The 13,790-nt window shown below is 70.2% G+C and carries 11 protein-coding genes and 1 riboswitch; of the genes, 9 read left to right on the top strand and 2 right to left on the bottom strand.

What is annotated here, in order from left to right; all coding sequences use genetic code 11:
• Positions 1 to 43 precede the first annotated feature (43 nt).
• Positions 44 to 242, top strand: a riboswitch (cobalamin riboswitch).
• A gap of 37 nt (positions 243 to 279) precedes the next feature.
• The 3 genes from bluB (at position 280) to HS048_RS13315 (ending at position 4,200) form a co-directional block, all read left to right on the top strand.
• Positions 280 to 960 carry a 5,6-dimethylbenzimidazole synthase gene (gene bluB / locus HS048_RS13325; protein ID WP_307832458.1) on the top strand — a complete coding sequence of 227 codons (681 nt, stop codon included), beginning with the start codon at positions 280 to 282 and terminating at the stop codon, positions 958 to 960.
• Between the two features lie 122 nt (positions 961 to 1,082).
• A complete protein-coding gene (locus HS048_RS13320) occupies positions 1,083 to 1,895 on the top strand; it encodes an SAM-dependent methyltransferase (protein WP_196467107.1) in 813 nt (270 codons plus the stop codon).
• An 88-nt stretch (positions 1,896 to 1,983) separates the two neighbouring features.
• Positions 1,984 to 4,200, top strand: coding sequence for a hypothetical protein (locus HS048_RS13315; protein WP_307832457.1), 2,217 nt, complete (start codon positions 1,984 to 1,986; stop codon positions 4,198 to 4,200).
• 267 nt (positions 4,201 to 4,467) lie between these two features.
• Here HS048_RS13315 and HS048_RS13310 read toward each other — a convergent pair whose 3' ends face one another.
• Positions 4,468 to 5,058 carry a TetR/AcrR family transcriptional regulator gene (locus HS048_RS13310; RefSeq protein WP_196467106.1) on the bottom strand — a complete coding sequence of 197 codons (591 nt, stop codon included), beginning with the start codon at positions 5,056 to 5,058 and terminating at the stop codon, positions 4,468 to 4,470.
• 319 nt (positions 5,059 to 5,377) lie between these two features.
• Here HS048_RS13310 and HS048_RS13305 point away from each other — a divergent pair, with 319 nt between their 5' ends.
• On the top strand, positions 5,378 to 5,803 hold the full coding sequence (locus HS048_RS13305) for a DUF6463 family protein (RefSeq protein WP_196467105.1): 426 nt from the start codon (positions 5,378 to 5,380) through the stop codon (positions 5,801 to 5,803).
• A 176-nt stretch (positions 5,804 to 5,979) separates the two neighbouring features.
• On the opposite strand, the gene HS048_RS13300 is transcribed toward HS048_RS13305, so the two are convergent.
• The gene (locus HS048_RS13300) at positions 5,980 to 7,530 is read right to left on the bottom strand and encodes an alpha/beta hydrolase (RefSeq protein ID WP_196467104.1); all 1,551 of its coding nucleotides are present in this window, start codon (positions 7,528 to 7,530) and stop codon (positions 5,980 to 5,982) included.
• 428 nt (positions 7,531 to 7,958) lie between these two features.
• Between HS048_RS13300 and HS048_RS13295 the strand changes: the two genes are divergently transcribed.
• From HS048_RS13295 to HS048_RS13275, 5 genes are all read left to right on the top strand, one after another.
• On the top strand, positions 7,959 to 8,219 hold the full coding sequence (locus HS048_RS13295) for a type II toxin-antitoxin system VapB family antitoxin (RefSeq protein WP_196467103.1): 261 nt from the start codon (positions 7,959 to 7,961) through the stop codon (positions 8,217 to 8,219).
• The gene (locus tag HS048_RS13290) at positions 8,216 to 8,608 is read left to right on the top strand and encodes a type II toxin-antitoxin system VapC family toxin (RefSeq protein WP_196467102.1); all 393 of its coding nucleotides are present in this window, start codon (positions 8,216 to 8,218) and stop codon (positions 8,606 to 8,608) included. The genes HS048_RS13295 and HS048_RS13290 overlap by 4 nt, the downstream gene beginning before the upstream one ends.
• Positions 8,609 to 9,737: 1,129 nt before the next feature.
• Positions 9,738 to 11,024, top strand: a complete 1,287-nt coding sequence (locus tag HS048_RS13285; protein WP_196467101.1) for a helix-turn-helix transcriptional regulator — start codon at positions 9,738 to 9,740, stop codon at positions 11,022 to 11,024.
• Between the two features lie 12 nt (positions 11,025 to 11,036).
• Complete coding sequence (locus HS048_RS13280; RefSeq protein ID WP_196467100.1) at positions 11,037 to 11,780, top strand: toll/interleukin-1 receptor domain-containing protein; 744 nt, start codon at positions 11,037 to 11,039, stop codon at positions 11,778 to 11,780.
• The gene (locus HS048_RS13275) at positions 11,777 to 13,741 is read left to right on the top strand and encodes a hypothetical protein (RefSeq protein WP_196467099.1); all 1,965 of its coding nucleotides are present in this window, start codon (positions 11,777 to 11,779) and stop codon (positions 13,739 to 13,741) included. Before HS048_RS13280 ends, HS048_RS13275 begins: the two co-directional genes overlap by 4 nt.
• The last annotated feature ends 49 nt before the right edge of the window (positions 13,742 to 13,790 follow it).

The following is a 13,790-nucleotide window of genomic DNA, read 5'->3' as shown; positions in this document are numbered from 1 at the left end:
CCTCCTGCATGATCGCGCTCCCGCACTGCGCTACAGTCGCGTCCGGCACGAACTGACGCGAGGTGCCTCCCCCGGGAGGAGAATCGGGAAGCCGGTGCGACTCCGGCACGGGCCCGCCGCGGTGATCGGGGAGCTGCCGTCCACGCACGAGACGTGCGGCCACTGGCCTCGAGGCCGGGAAGGCGGACGGCGCAGGCGTTGATCCGAGAGTCCGAAGACCGGCCTCGCTCCACCCGCCGCCCCCTGAGGGGCGGCACGAGAGCAGCGGGAGCCTGCCCTGTGAACGACGTCCCTGCGAACGACGTCTATGCGAACGACGTCCCTGCGAACGACGTCCCTGCGAACACCGGCATCTACGACGTCATCCACCGCCGCCGCGACGTACGGTCCCAGTTCAACGGCGGACCCGTGCCCGGCGACGTCCTCGACCGCGTGCTGGCCGCCGCGCACGCGGCGCCCAGCGTGGGGCTCTCCCAGCCCTGGGACTTCGTCCTGGTACGGGACCCCGCCACCCGCCAGGCCTTCCACGACCACGTCCAGCGGGAGCGGGCCGTCTTCGCGGCGTCCCTCAGCGGGGACGAGGCCGAGCGGTTCGCCAGGATCAAGGTCGACGGCGTGCTGGAGTCGAGCCTCTCGGTGGTCGTCACCTACGACGCCGAACGCGCCGGTCCCGCGGTCCTGGGCCGGCACGCCATCGCCGACACCGGCCTCTACTCGGTCTGCCTGGCCATCCAGAACCTGTGGCTGGCGGCCACCGCCGAGGGCCTGGGCGTCGGCTGGGTCTCGTTCTACCGCGAGCCGTTCGTGCGGCGCCTGCTCGGCATCCCGTCCGGGATCCGCCCGGTGGCCTGGCTCTGCCTGGGACCGGTCACCCACGTCGAACCGGCCCCCGACCTGGAACGGCACGGCTGGCGCCGCCGCGCCCCGCTGAGCGCCGCGGTCCGGCACGAACGGTGGTGACGCGAGGACACGGATCGACCCGGGGCGCGGGACCCGGATGGGGCCTTGCCGCGGCCCGAGCGGACATGATCGACTAAGGCGGTCATGTTCGGCGCGAACCCCCGCATGAATGGACCTGGCCCATGAACACCCCCCGCGAATCCGGCGCTCCGCGCGACCTCGGCCTCGACCGGCCGCACTCGGCCCGCATCTGGAACTACTGGCTGGGCGGCAAGGACCACCACCCGGCCGACCGCGAGGCCGGGGAGATGGTCAAGCAGCTCATCCCGGGCATCGTCGAAGCGGCCCGGGCCGACCGGGCGTTCCTGGGCCGGGCCGTACGGCACCTGGCGGGCGAGGCGGGCATCCGCCAGTTCCTCGACATCGGCACGGGCCTGCCCACCGCCGACAACACCCACGAGGTCGCGCAGCGGATCGCCCCGGAGTGCCGGGTCGTCTACGTCGACAACGACCCGATCGTCCTGGCGCACGCCCGCGCCCTGCTCGCCGGCACGCCCGAGGGCCGCACCCAGTACATCGAGGCCGACCTGCGCGACCCGCAGCACATCCTGCGGGTCGCCGCGCAGACGCTCGACTTCACCGAACCCGTCGCGCTGATGCTGCTGGGCATCCTGCACCACATCGTCGACGACGCCGAGGCGGGGAAGATCGTACAGGAGCTGGTCGACGCCCTGCCCTCCGGCAGTTACCTGGCGATCGCGCACGCCACGGCCGAGGTCCACGGTGACGCCATGCACGAGGCGATGCGGCGGTTCATGGAGCGGGGCGGCACCCCGATCGTGGCCCGCGACCGCCGTCACCTGGCGACGTTCTTCGACGGGCTGGAGCTCCTGGAGCCCGGCGTGGTGTCCTGCTCGAGATGGCGTGCCGAGGCCGAGCCCTGGGGCGAGCCCGAAGAGGTCTCCCAGTTCTGCGGGGTCGCCCGCAAGCCGTGAAGCCCCGGCCGGGGTGCCCGCCGCGGCGGCAGAGCGCACCAGGAGAAAACCAATAATCACCTCACGTATTCGCCTATAAGGTGCATCCGTGGACGCCCTGGAAAACCTCCCGCCGGAAGACCCCACGCCGGAAAGCCTCGCCCTGGAGGGCCTCGTCATCACCAGGCGGCTGCGGGTCCCCCTCGGCGCTCCCGCGGACGCCGTGCCGGGCTGGGGTGAGACGGCCGCCCGGCAGCTCGACGCCGCGCTGCTGAGCGTGGGGTTCACGTGCTCGCCGGCCCTGCTCGCGCGTCTGGCCGGGCTGCCCGGCCAGGAGGTGGTCGATCTGGGCGTGCGCGTCCTGGCCGCGGTCCGCCGGCTGGTCGGCGACCACGTGCGGCACAACGCCTACTTCATCGACTTCCCCGCCAACGTGCCCGACACCGTGGAGTTCTGGGCCGGCCTGCTGCGCGAGGCGCTGCTCGACCCGGTCACCGCGCTCGACCCTGCCACCGCGCGGGTCCGGCCGTCGACGATCGACCTGCTGAGCCTGCCGGGATACGGCCGCTACCGGCACACCTACGCCGAACTGCTGGCCGCGCACGCGGAGCTGGTCCCGCTGGCCGGGGACCGGGTGACCGTGCTGGAAGCGGGCGGGAGCCTGGAGTCCGAGGCGCGCGACCTCTACTTCTCCCTGGCGGGCTCGCAGGCGCCGCTCGCCGCCGAGGACCTGGCGGCCCTGCGCTCGCTCGCCTCGTTCTGCGCCGAGCAGCCCGAGGACGTGCCCGTGCGCGAGAACCGCGCCGTCGTCAACGAGGTACGGCTGGCCGCCGGCCTCCCCCTGCTCGTCGACACGGTGACCGACGTGCTCCGGCTGGCCTGCGGCGCCTCCGGCGGCGATGTCACGCTGGCCGCGCCCACCAGGTTCCGTTCGTTCCGCCGCGCCGAGCGCCGCGCTCTCCTGGCCGCGCTGGACGGCCTGCCCCCGGCCTCGCACGGTGACGTCACCCGCCACCGGGAGCAGTGGAAGCGACTCGGCGAGCGGCTCCACCCGCACGAGTTCCCGCGGTTCCCACGGGCCGTCCAGGTCTTCGAGGCGGCCAGGGGCGTCCGGAAGGTCGCCGGCCTCGACAGCCAGGTCGAGGCCGCCCTGTCGGCCGGCCGTACCGCCGACGCCGTGCGGTTGCTGGAGAACGCTCCCGGCGCGCTGCTGCGCCGCCTCGACCACCTGCTGCGGACCGGCTCGTCCGCGTCGGCCGTACTGGACGCCGCGGAGAGATCCGCCGGGCGGGCGTCCGGCCGCGTGCTGCTCTCCCTGCGCGAGCACCTGCAGAACCGGCTCGCGCCCGCCGCCGGCCGCGTCTTCGTCAACCGGTACGGCAGGGCGTGGACGACCCCGGACGGCCGCGCGCCGCTCGGCGAGGAGACGCTGGGGCGGCTGCTCGCCATTCTGGACGAGGAGATCACCCGCCGGCTCCCGGATCCCGGCGAGCTCATCGTCGACCCCGACGTCCTCGACGTGGCCCTGCCCTTGTCGGGCAAGGCCGTCGCGCCCGGGCTCGGCATGCTCCCCCGCGGGTCGCTGTCCCGGGTGGACGGAGAACTGCTCAGGTTCTTCGTCCACTGGCGCCAGGCCGGGCAGCGCACCGACTACGACCTGTCGGCGCTCATGCTCGACGCCGCCTACGGCGATCCGGAGCAGGTCTCCTGGACGAACTACGCCAGCGACTTCGCGCGGTACTCGGGCGACCTCACCGACGCCGCCGACGGCGCGTCGGAGTTCATCGACGTCCGCCTCGCCGAGGCGACCCGGCCGATCATCATCCCCGCGGTCAACATCTACTCCGGGGAGCCGTTCGACGAGGCGGCGGAGGCGTTCTTCGGTTTCATGACCAGGGACGCCGAGCAGGAGGGCCGGCCCTTCGAGCCGCGTACCGTGCGCATGAAGTCGGACCTGCGCGGCTCCGGCCAGGTGGCCCTGCCTCTGGTCTTCCTCCGCGGTGACGACGGGGCCTGGCGGGTCAAGTGGCTGCACCTCTACCTGAAGGGCCACCCCCGGTTCAACCAGGTCGAGGGCAACCGGGTGAGCACGTCGCTGCTGGTGCGCTCGATCGTGGAACGCGACCACCTCCGGGTCCGCCACCTCGCCGACCTGCTGCGCGCGAAGGCCACCGCTCCTGTCACCACCGCCGCCACCGCGACCGCCACCGCCACCGCCACCGCGACCGGGCGGACCACCTACATCGGGCTGGAGGCCCCGGCCGGTCTCCCGCCGGGCGCGCGGGTGTACACCGCCGCGACGCTGCACGAGCTGATCCCGGCCTGATACCGTGGGGGCCGCGAGGCCATGGGAGGGCTTCCTTCTCAATCTTCCCAATTGACTCCAGCTCTCCCGCTCTCCTCGCATCCGGTGGCGAGGCCATTCGGGGGCTTCCTTCTCTCCTGGTTCGATTCCAGGTAGGCCCCTGGGCCTACTGGCGCTCACAGCTCCCGAGCCTCCCTCGCCGCTTTCCTCCGTCCGGTGTCCTCCGTCCGGCGACGGATGCAGCCGAGCCCTGCCGGACGGTGCCGTGACCCGGCAGGGCGTCCGGTGTCAGGTGAGCCTGAGGCCGGTCGGCAGCAGAGCTCGGATCGTGGCGCGGACGGCCTCGAGGTCGACCGCCTCGGGAGCGACCCGCCACTGGGCGTGAACGCCGATGACGGTCCCCACCAGCAGCACCGTGAGCGCTTCGGAGGTGGTTCCCGGCGGGAGCGCCTCCGCCGGTATCCGGGCCCGCACCGCTTGCCGGAGCGCGGCGTGCAGCCGCGCGTAGTGCTCGCGGATCGGTGATCCGGCCTCCACTGCCTCGGCGAGCAGGGTGATGAACAGGCGCGTGGCGGGCAGGCGGATGAAGTCCATGACCTGGTCCAGCGGGTCACCGGGGAACTCCCCTGGGATCGGCTCCCCCGGGATCGAGGGGAGGCCGGTCAGCACGGCCTGGAGCCGGTCGTCGACCACCGCTTCCAGCAGGCCCAGCTTGTTGCCGAAGTGCCAGGGGATGGAGCCGCGGCTGATGCCGGCCCTCTCCGCGATGTCGATGAAACTCGTCTGCCGGTATCCCTTTTCCGCGAAGAGCTCGGCAGCGGCCGTCACCAGCAGCCGGCGGCTCTCTTGGGTCCTCTCGATACGTCGCGTGGCGGCCATGCGGCCCATCTAACCAGGTATGCCGACTAGCAAATCGAATGCCGATCGATATAGCCTATGTCGGTCAGCATAGAAATTGAGAAGGCTCTCCGTGCGGTGGGCGGACCGTGTGATGGGCGGGCTGCGTGACAGGTCGACTGCGTGACGGGTGGCGCAGATCGCGCCGACGTGATCGGCGATGAGCGGACCCGTCCCGCCGCACCGGATACCGGCCTGATCTAGCCCATCGGCCGGACGCCGGATCGGTGATGGGAACGAGCCCGACGGGCCCGACGCGACCGTCACCCCGCTCAAGCCGGCCACGAGGAAGGGACCTCACATGAACTCCGGAAAACGACTGCTCCGCTGGGCGAGCGGGATCATGCTCGTGCTGGGGGCAGGGCACCTGTCCCTGCTGACGCTCGCCTTCCGGGAGGACATCACCGGCTGGGTGGAACGAGGGATGTGGGCGGCGGTCCCGCTCGCATTCCCCCCCGGGGACGCCGTCCGGACGGTGGAATACCTGCAGAACGAGGCCGTCTTCTGGGGCGGCCCGGGAAGCTTCGCCGTGCCCCTGATACTCCTGGGCTGCCTGATCTGGCACCTCGCCGGGCGCGGGGTGGCCGTGCCCGCCGGAATCGGCTGGGGCCTCGCGGCGTGGTGCCTGGTGGGCGGCGTGCTTCTCGTGCCGTCCCCGTTCTTCGCCGGGACCGTCTCCGGGGCGCTCATCATCCTGGCGGCACGGAAGGGAGAGCCGTCGGGATGATTGCCGTGGATCGTCACCGGCCGGGACACGTCGCGGTGATCCCGCCGTTGCCGGGCAGGGCGTCGCCCGCGGGAAATGCCGCCACCGGCACCGGCCTCGCCGCTCCCCGTCCGAGGTGAGTCCGGCCGGGCGCGGATCGCGCCAGGACCGGCTCACCGGACGGGGTCAGGACCGGTTCACCGCACGGGGATCCGCGCGGTGAAGGGCCGGCCGTCGAAGCTGCCGGAGACGGGGACGGGGTCCAGCGGACGGAACGCGGGCCAGGACAGGACGACCTCGGCGCCACCGACGGTCAGCCGGGCGGTGGCCGTACGGTCCGGCTTCAGGACGACCTGGCCGCTCACCGCCAGATCGCTCACGAAACGCACGTCCTCGAGGCGGATGGTCGCCGCCTTGTCGTCGAAGACCAGTCGTCCGCCCCGCAGACCGGGCTCCTCCGTCAGCCGCCGGTAGGACGCCGAGCCCGGGTCGCGCCGGACCAGCGCGTCGGAGGCGGCGGCGAATCCGGCGACGACGCGCCGGTCGAGGTCACCGGCGTCCGGCAGGTCCTCCGCCGTCCGGGGGAAGGCCGCGAGCGCGCGGTGGCTCGACACGTCGCAGGAGCGCGGGAGTTCGCCGGCCCGGGCGAGGAACGAGCGCAGCGCCTGGCGGGCGCAGTCCACACCGAGCGTCGTGCTGTGCCCGCCGCCGATGACCCGGAGCAGCTCGCCGTGCGGGAAGTACCGGGCGACCTCGGCGGGGGTGTGGGTGTCGTAGTCCCCGGCGACGGTCGCGGTCGGCACGTCGGGGTGGCCGGCGCGGCGCGGGACCGGCGGGTTGTCGCGGGGCGTGGGCCAGTGGAGGCACCAGTCGGCCCATCCGGTCGTCCCGCCCAGCTCGGCGACGGTGAACGGCCTCATCGGCCGCTTCTTGTCGTAGAAGCGGCTCAGCCGGCGCTCACGCTCGGCGGTCGTGGCCTTCCGGCCGAACGGGAACGCCGCGTCGCCGCACTTGTAGGAGAGCATGCCGGCGAAGCCGGGTCCGCGCAGGGGCGGGACCGGGGCCGCGTCGGCGGCCTTGGCCAGGCGGCGCAGCGGCAGCGGGTCGCCGCGCAGGTAGGCCGCGGCGGCCGCGTTGAGTTCACGGCCGAACACCGGCTCGTGGAGGTGGGGCAGCAGGCTCTGCAGCGTCAGCATGGAGATCGCCGGGTCCTGCCGGTCGCGCAGCCGCCGGACGAGCGCCGACCAGGTCGCCGCGCAGTCCCGGGACGAGCGGCAGGTCAGCTTCAGCAGGTCGGTCCTGGCCCGGATGGGCTCGATCGCGTAGCCGTTCCTCCCGACCGGGACGAGGCTGTCGAGGAACACCCCGGCGGTGCTGTCCGGGAAGCGGGCGGCGTAGGCCTGGGCGAACAGGGTTCCGTAGGAGATGCCGTAGAACGTCACTTTCGGCAGACCCAGGGCTTTTCTGACCGCGTCCATGTCGGCGACGGCCTGGTCGGTGGTGAAGAACCGGCTCCGCGGGCCCAGGTGCTCGGCGCACGCGGCGATGCTCTCCGGGCGGTTCAGATCCAGTCCGGGGCAGTCGAGCGGGCTGGACGCGCCCAGTCCGCGCGGTTCGACGACCAGGAGGTTCTGCCGGTCGACCGTCCGTTCCAGCATGGGGAGCAGCGGCAGCGCCGGCAGCGGTCCTCCGGGGTTGGCGAGGACGGTGGAGGTGGCGCCCTTCCTGGGGACCCAGGCGAACGCCACCTCGATCCGTTCCGATGCGGGGTCGCCCCAGTCGAGCGGAACCCGGATCCGGCCCTCGCACCGCTGCGTGGCCGCGGCGCACGGATGGGCGGGCGGGCTCGTGGAAGTGACCGTTGAGGCCGGCGAAGCCGGCGAGGCTGAAGGTACGGCAAGCAGCCCGGTGAGCAGAGCTACGGCCGTGGCAGTGATCCGTAACATCCGTGGCGCCTGCCCTGGCACACAAAGGTAAAACCAGGGCAAACCAATATCTTCCAGCGGTTTTCAATGTCTTCGGAACAGTCTGATGATCCACCACCGGAATGGGTCGGCGATCCGGCCGGTCCGCGCCGACTGGACGGTCGAGGGCAGTTGGGGTGGTCCGCGAAACAAGGACGCCTATTACTAGAAAGGGTAGAATCACGGGGTAGTAAGGGTAGAAAGGAGCGTCCATGAGCTTGAACATCAAGAATCCCGAGGCCGATCGCCTGGCGGCCGAAGTCAGCGCACTCACCGGGGAGAGCAAGACCGCGGCGGTCATCTCCGCCCTCAAGGAGCGGCGTGAGCGTCTACTCGCCAATCGCCAGGCGACCCAGGATGCCGCGATGGCCGACGATCTCCTCACCCTCGCCGCGAAGATCCGCTCCCGGATCGGCCCAGCGGATCTGTCCACCGACTTCCTCTACGACCCGGAGACCGGGCTCCCCGCATGATCATCGACACCAGCGCGATCGTCGCGATCCTGAACGGCGAGCCGGACGCCGCCGACTTCGCCCGGGCCATCCAGGAGGCTCCGACACGCCGAATGTCGGCTGCGACCTACGTGGAGCTGGCCGCCGTAGTGGAACGAACCCGCGATCCAGCCGCCTCCCGGCTCCTGGACGACTTTCTGGCCCGGATACGGATCGAGATCCTGCCCGTCACACCGGAGCAGGCACAGATCGCCCGCCGCGCCTACTGGGACTACGGCAAGGGCAGCGGACACAAGGCAGGGCTGAATTTCGGCGACTGCTTCTCCTACGCGCTGGCGCGGGACAGACACGAACCGCTGCTGTTCAAGGGCGACGACTTCACCCACACCGACACGACCTCCGCGCTATGACATCATCACCGTTCCCGCAGACGAACCTGTGACAGGCCGAACCACTCTGATGCCTCCGTGAGGGCCGCGATGCGCCCCGGACCACCTCGACCCGGGCCGGCTTGCCCAATCTCAGGGATCATCACGTGTGAGCACGGTCCGTCTCCTCGGCCGCCTCATGCGCCTTCGACGAGTTCCTGGACGAACTCACGCCTCTCGTCCGCGGACAGGGCATGCAGGATTGCGCGTACGCCCTCGCCACTGGTCGCCAGTGCGATGAGCATGCGGGCCACCGCATCCGCCGTCTCCGCACCGGCGGTCGTACCGGGCCGTGGAGATGAACAGGTCCTCTCCGTTCACTTCCTCGGCGAGCCGCCCACACCGTGTGCTCACTGGACGAGAAATCGTGCCCACCAGGCGACGAACCGGGCACGGAAACGATCGACGGAACGGCGTCGCCGCAGGTCGTGAGGGGTTGGGCGGGCGGGACTCGAACCCGCGACCCAGGGATTATGAGCGTGCCTTGCGCCATGACGGCCCATGATCGACGATACCGGATGGGGATGTTTTCGCACGTCAACAACGGTTACCTGTGACGGCTACTGACGACCCGCACGTGGGCACGGACCTGCGTCCGTGCCCACGTGCCCCATCAGGCCGCAACACACCAAGCGCTCCCCCGCCCCGCTCCCATCGTTCAACAACCACGCCCGAGCACCTCGTCTCCCGGACACTCCACCACCGGAGACGACGCATGATCGATCACCGCTCGGACGACCTCAAGAAAATCAAGGGCCATAATTCCACTCCCTAAACCTCTTATATAGGCCTTCTCTTTAGTTGCGGCCGACAATTATTCCCGTCCGATTTTCGGGCCACCCTACGCGAAACCTGATACCCGTCTTTCCCTTCGCTCACCCGGGCTTCAACCCGCCGCCGAAGATCCATGATCGCAAAACAACACCCTCTGGGAACAGGAAGAAGTCACACAGAGCATTCGGATCAGTCTGGACAGGAATGACGGCCTCCCGTTTCCTTCGAAGGAGGAAACGGGAAACCCCAGGACGAGTCTTGTCTCCCCGAGAGCAGATGGCGCAGGCTGGTGCGCACCGGCTCAAGACTGCACGGGCGGACAGCGACGGAGGTTCGTGTGGTCGAGCAGCCGATCCATTTCGGCAGGGAACTTCGCAGACGGCGCCTCGCCGCCGATCTCACCCTTACCGATTTATCCAAGCTGGTTCATTACAGCAAAGGCCAGATCAGCAAGGTCGAACGAGGCATCAAAGCACCGAGCCGCGAGCTGGCTCGTCTCTGCGACAACGTACTCGATGCCGGAGGTCGACTCGCCGCTCTGGTCTGCGGGCCACCTCCTGACAGAGAACCCGCCCAGGAGAACGGTGATGACGAGGTGTGGTTGATGCAGTTGTCCGTAGACGGGAAGAACTGGTTCCAGCCCATGAGCCGGAGGCAGGCCATGACCGCCGGTGCGGTCTCGATCGCAGGGATGAGCATCGGCGGACCGGCGAACCAGTCTGGAACCGAGGACCCGACGCTTCTGGGAACGTCCCGCTCGCTTTTCGACCATTACCGGCGGCTCGGCCAGACGGTCGGTCCCGGCCTCCTGCTCCCCGCGCTCATCGCACAGACCCACACGCTCCGGGAGCTGTCCGTCCATGCCGGTCACCGGACCCGTCAAGGGCTGCTGCGACTCGGTGCCCGATACGCCGAGTACGTCGGCTGGCTGGTGCAGGAGACGGGGAACGAGCAGGCGGCGCTGTGGTGGACGCAACGTGCCGTCGACCTCGCGGCCGCCGGCGGCGACCATGACCTGGCCGCGTACGGACTGGTCCGCCGGGCGCTGGTCACGCTCTACCGCGAGGATGCGGTGCAGACCGTAGAACTGGCCAGGCAGGCGCAGAGCGGCAGGCTGCCACCGCGGATCCGCGGCCTGGCCGCGCAGAGGGAGGCGCAGGGCCATGCGCTCGCGGGCGACTACGCGGCCTGCATGCGCGCTCTGGAGCAGGCGCGGGCGCTCCTCACCCGCCATGTCCCCGACCCCGACATACCCGTCATCGGCACCACCAACTTAACCGACCCAGCCGAGATGATCACCGGTTGGTGTCTGTACGACCTAGGGCGACCGGCCGAGGCCGCCGAAATCATGGAAGCACAGTTGAAGCGGGTGTCACCCCAGGCGCTGCGTACCCGGGTCCGTTACGGGGTGCGCTGCGCGCTCGCCCACGCGGCGGCCGGGGAAGTCGACCACGCGTGCGCCCTCACCGGCAGGCTGCTCGGCGACGTCGTCACAGTGGGTTCGGCCACGATCGCCCCGGACCTGCGCAGCCTCGCTCGCGTCCTGGCCCGTCACCCGCGCAACCGGTCGGTGCGCGAGCTCGCTCCCGGCCTCGGTACGACCGTCCAGATCATCACTCCGTAGAGAGGACCCCACATGGCCACCGTGTTCATCAACTACCGCACCGGCGACGGGGAGAAGACCGCCCTCCTCATCGACAGGGAGCTCTCCGGAATCCTCGGAGGAGAGGACCACGTCTTCCGCGCCACCAGGTCCATCAAGCCCGGTCAGCGCTTCCCCGAGGAACTGCTCGGCAACGTACGGCGCGCCACCGTCGTGCTCGCCGTCATCGGCCCGGCCTGGGCCCGCTCCCCCAGGCTGCGCGACAAGGACGACTGGGTCCGCCGGGAGCTTCTCGAGGCGTTCACCTTCGGCATACCGGTCGTACCCGTCCTGGAAGGGCCGGGCGCCAGACGATTGGATCCGGCGGATCTTCCGTTGGAACTGAAGTGGCTCGCCGAGGTCCAGTCGGAACGCCTGGATGTGGAGGATCTCCAGGCCGGTCTCAGGCGCCTGTTCACCAGACTCGCCGAGTGGATCCCGTCGCTCGGGTCGGTCGTCCGTCCTGATCTCCGGCCAGTGGCCCCCGATTCCGGTTCCGTCTCCAACACGGCGGACAGCGTGCACGGCCCACTCCTCCAGGGCCGCGACATCACCGCCGGGGACGTCGGCACCGGCATCAAGAACAACCACGGGATCGCCCATCTGGGCAGCGGCAACGTCTACCGCGACTCCCAGCACTTCTCCGGTGACGGGGCGACGTACGTCGCCGGAGACAGCCACGGCGGCATCGGCCACCGGTTCGGGAACTCCCGCGAGGACGGAGAGGGCAAGCGTTGAACGGACAGTCCGGCACCTCTGTCGAGAGCAACTACGGAGCGACGCACACGGGCGACGGCGACCAGTACGTGACCCAGCACATATCGTTCACGCAGCTGGCGCAGGCCGCCGGCAAGGACCCCCGGCGCATCGCCGGCGACCAGCTGGCCTGGCTCCGGAAACGTTTCGTCCCCCCGCCGGGTCTCGCCCGCGCCCGCCGGGTCCTGGAATGCAACGACACCGTCTTCCTGGACGGAACACCGGGTGCGGGGCGGAGGAGCGCAGCGTGGATGCTCCTGTACGAGCTGTACTCCGGACACGAGACGTTCCACGAAATCCTGCCGGACGAGGACGGCGGGCAGCGCTGTCTCGACCTCGACCAGATTGGAGACAGCGCTCTGATCCTGGTGGACCTGTCAGCACCCGCCGACGAACAGACCTGGTCCAAGATCCGGGGCGAACTCCACGATCTCCGGGTGGCCGCACACGAACACGCCGCCCGACTGGTGGTGGTGCTCCCGGCCGGGACGGCCGGGCGGCTTCAACCGGATCTCAGCGCCTTCCGAGTCGAGATCATCCGCCCGCCCGGGCAGACGGTGTTCCAGCGCTACCTGCGTGCGGCGGACATCCCGGTCACCGAGACCGACTCCGTCTCCAAACCCCTCTCGGGTTTCCTGGCGGGGACGCCCTCGATGCGGAAGATCGCGGACCTCGCCGAGCTCGTCGTCGAGGCGCGGGAGAGATCAGAGGGCGGATTCGCCGCCTGGTGCGAAGACGCGCTAGCCGTGCTGGACAACCGGCAGGGCACACTTGTCACGGAAAACCTCACCACCCTGCGCGAGGGGCCGCAACGAGCGCTGCTACTGGCCACAGCCATGCTGCACGGAGCCCGCGCCGAGGTCGTCCACCGCGCCACCGCTGCGCTCCTCCGAAAGGTGAAGCACCCGCAGGCCGACCTCCCGCTGCTGGAGCACACGGACCTCACCGTACGCCTCAAGGAGATCGGCGCATCGGCCAATGCCTCCGGCCGGGTCAGGTTCGACAAGTTCGGATACGACTCCGCGGTCCGGTCCCATTTCTGGACCCACTGGCCGGAGTTGCGAGACCCCCTCCAGAAGTGGGTCACCGGCATCGTGGACCTGCCCGGCCTGGAACAGAGCGACCGCGACGAACTGGTCGAACGGTTCGCCCGGCAGTGTCTGCGCGACGGACACCCGAACATGCTGATGGATCTCGTGCGACAGTGCACCGGAGCCCCCGTAACCCGTTTCCGGCTGGAAGCCGCCGTCCGAGCGCTACGCCACGGACTCCAGGACGAGGTGCACAGCCGGTTCTTCCGCCGAAAGATCCTCGATGCGGCGGAGACCACCCCCGTCTCCCGAGAACTCACCCAGGTGATCGCCGTGACCTGCTGGAAGGTGATCGCGGTGCACCACCCGGACCAGGCTCTGGTCCGGCTCCACCACCTGGCCCGCAGGGAGGCCGGGACCGTACACGCCCGAGATGCACTTGCCCGGCTGGTGGGCTCCGATGCGCGACTACGCGTCTGGATGCTGAAGCGGCTGGTCCAGCGACTCCAATCGGGAAACGAGAGATGGCGGCGATTCGACGCCGGCCTGTTCCTTGAACTCGCCGATCCGACGCCGCTCGTGGCACCGGGACCGCACACGTACTCCCCGCTGTCCGATCCCGGCGTGCAGGAGCAGTTGGCCACCGGATGGCACCTCGTCTTCCTCCTGTGCCCGTACGAGGTCTGGCGGGCGCAGGCACAGCGCTGGTTCCGAGCGGCCCTCGAGAACGAGGCACATCGCGAACCCCTTCTCGAGGTCCTCATCAGGGGAGGCAGGCAGCGTACGGATCTCCTGGCCCCCCTGTACGTCGCAGCCCGGGATCTCTCAGCGGACGGGCGGGAGCGCCACGCCCCGTTCCTCGCCCTCGTCCGGCAGAAGATCGACGCCGCGCTGAGTCTCCGAAACCGGTGAGCCGTCACCGTGACAACGCATCGGAAGGACAACGCCATGGGCTCCGGCC

The organism is Planomonospora sp. ID91781 (genome assembly GCF_015711595.1).
Classification (GTDB): domain Bacteria; phylum Actinomycetota; class Actinomycetes; order Streptosporangiales; family Streptosporangiaceae; genus Planomonospora; species Planomonospora parontospora.
This window is presented reverse-complemented; position numbering and strand designations above follow the sequence as displayed.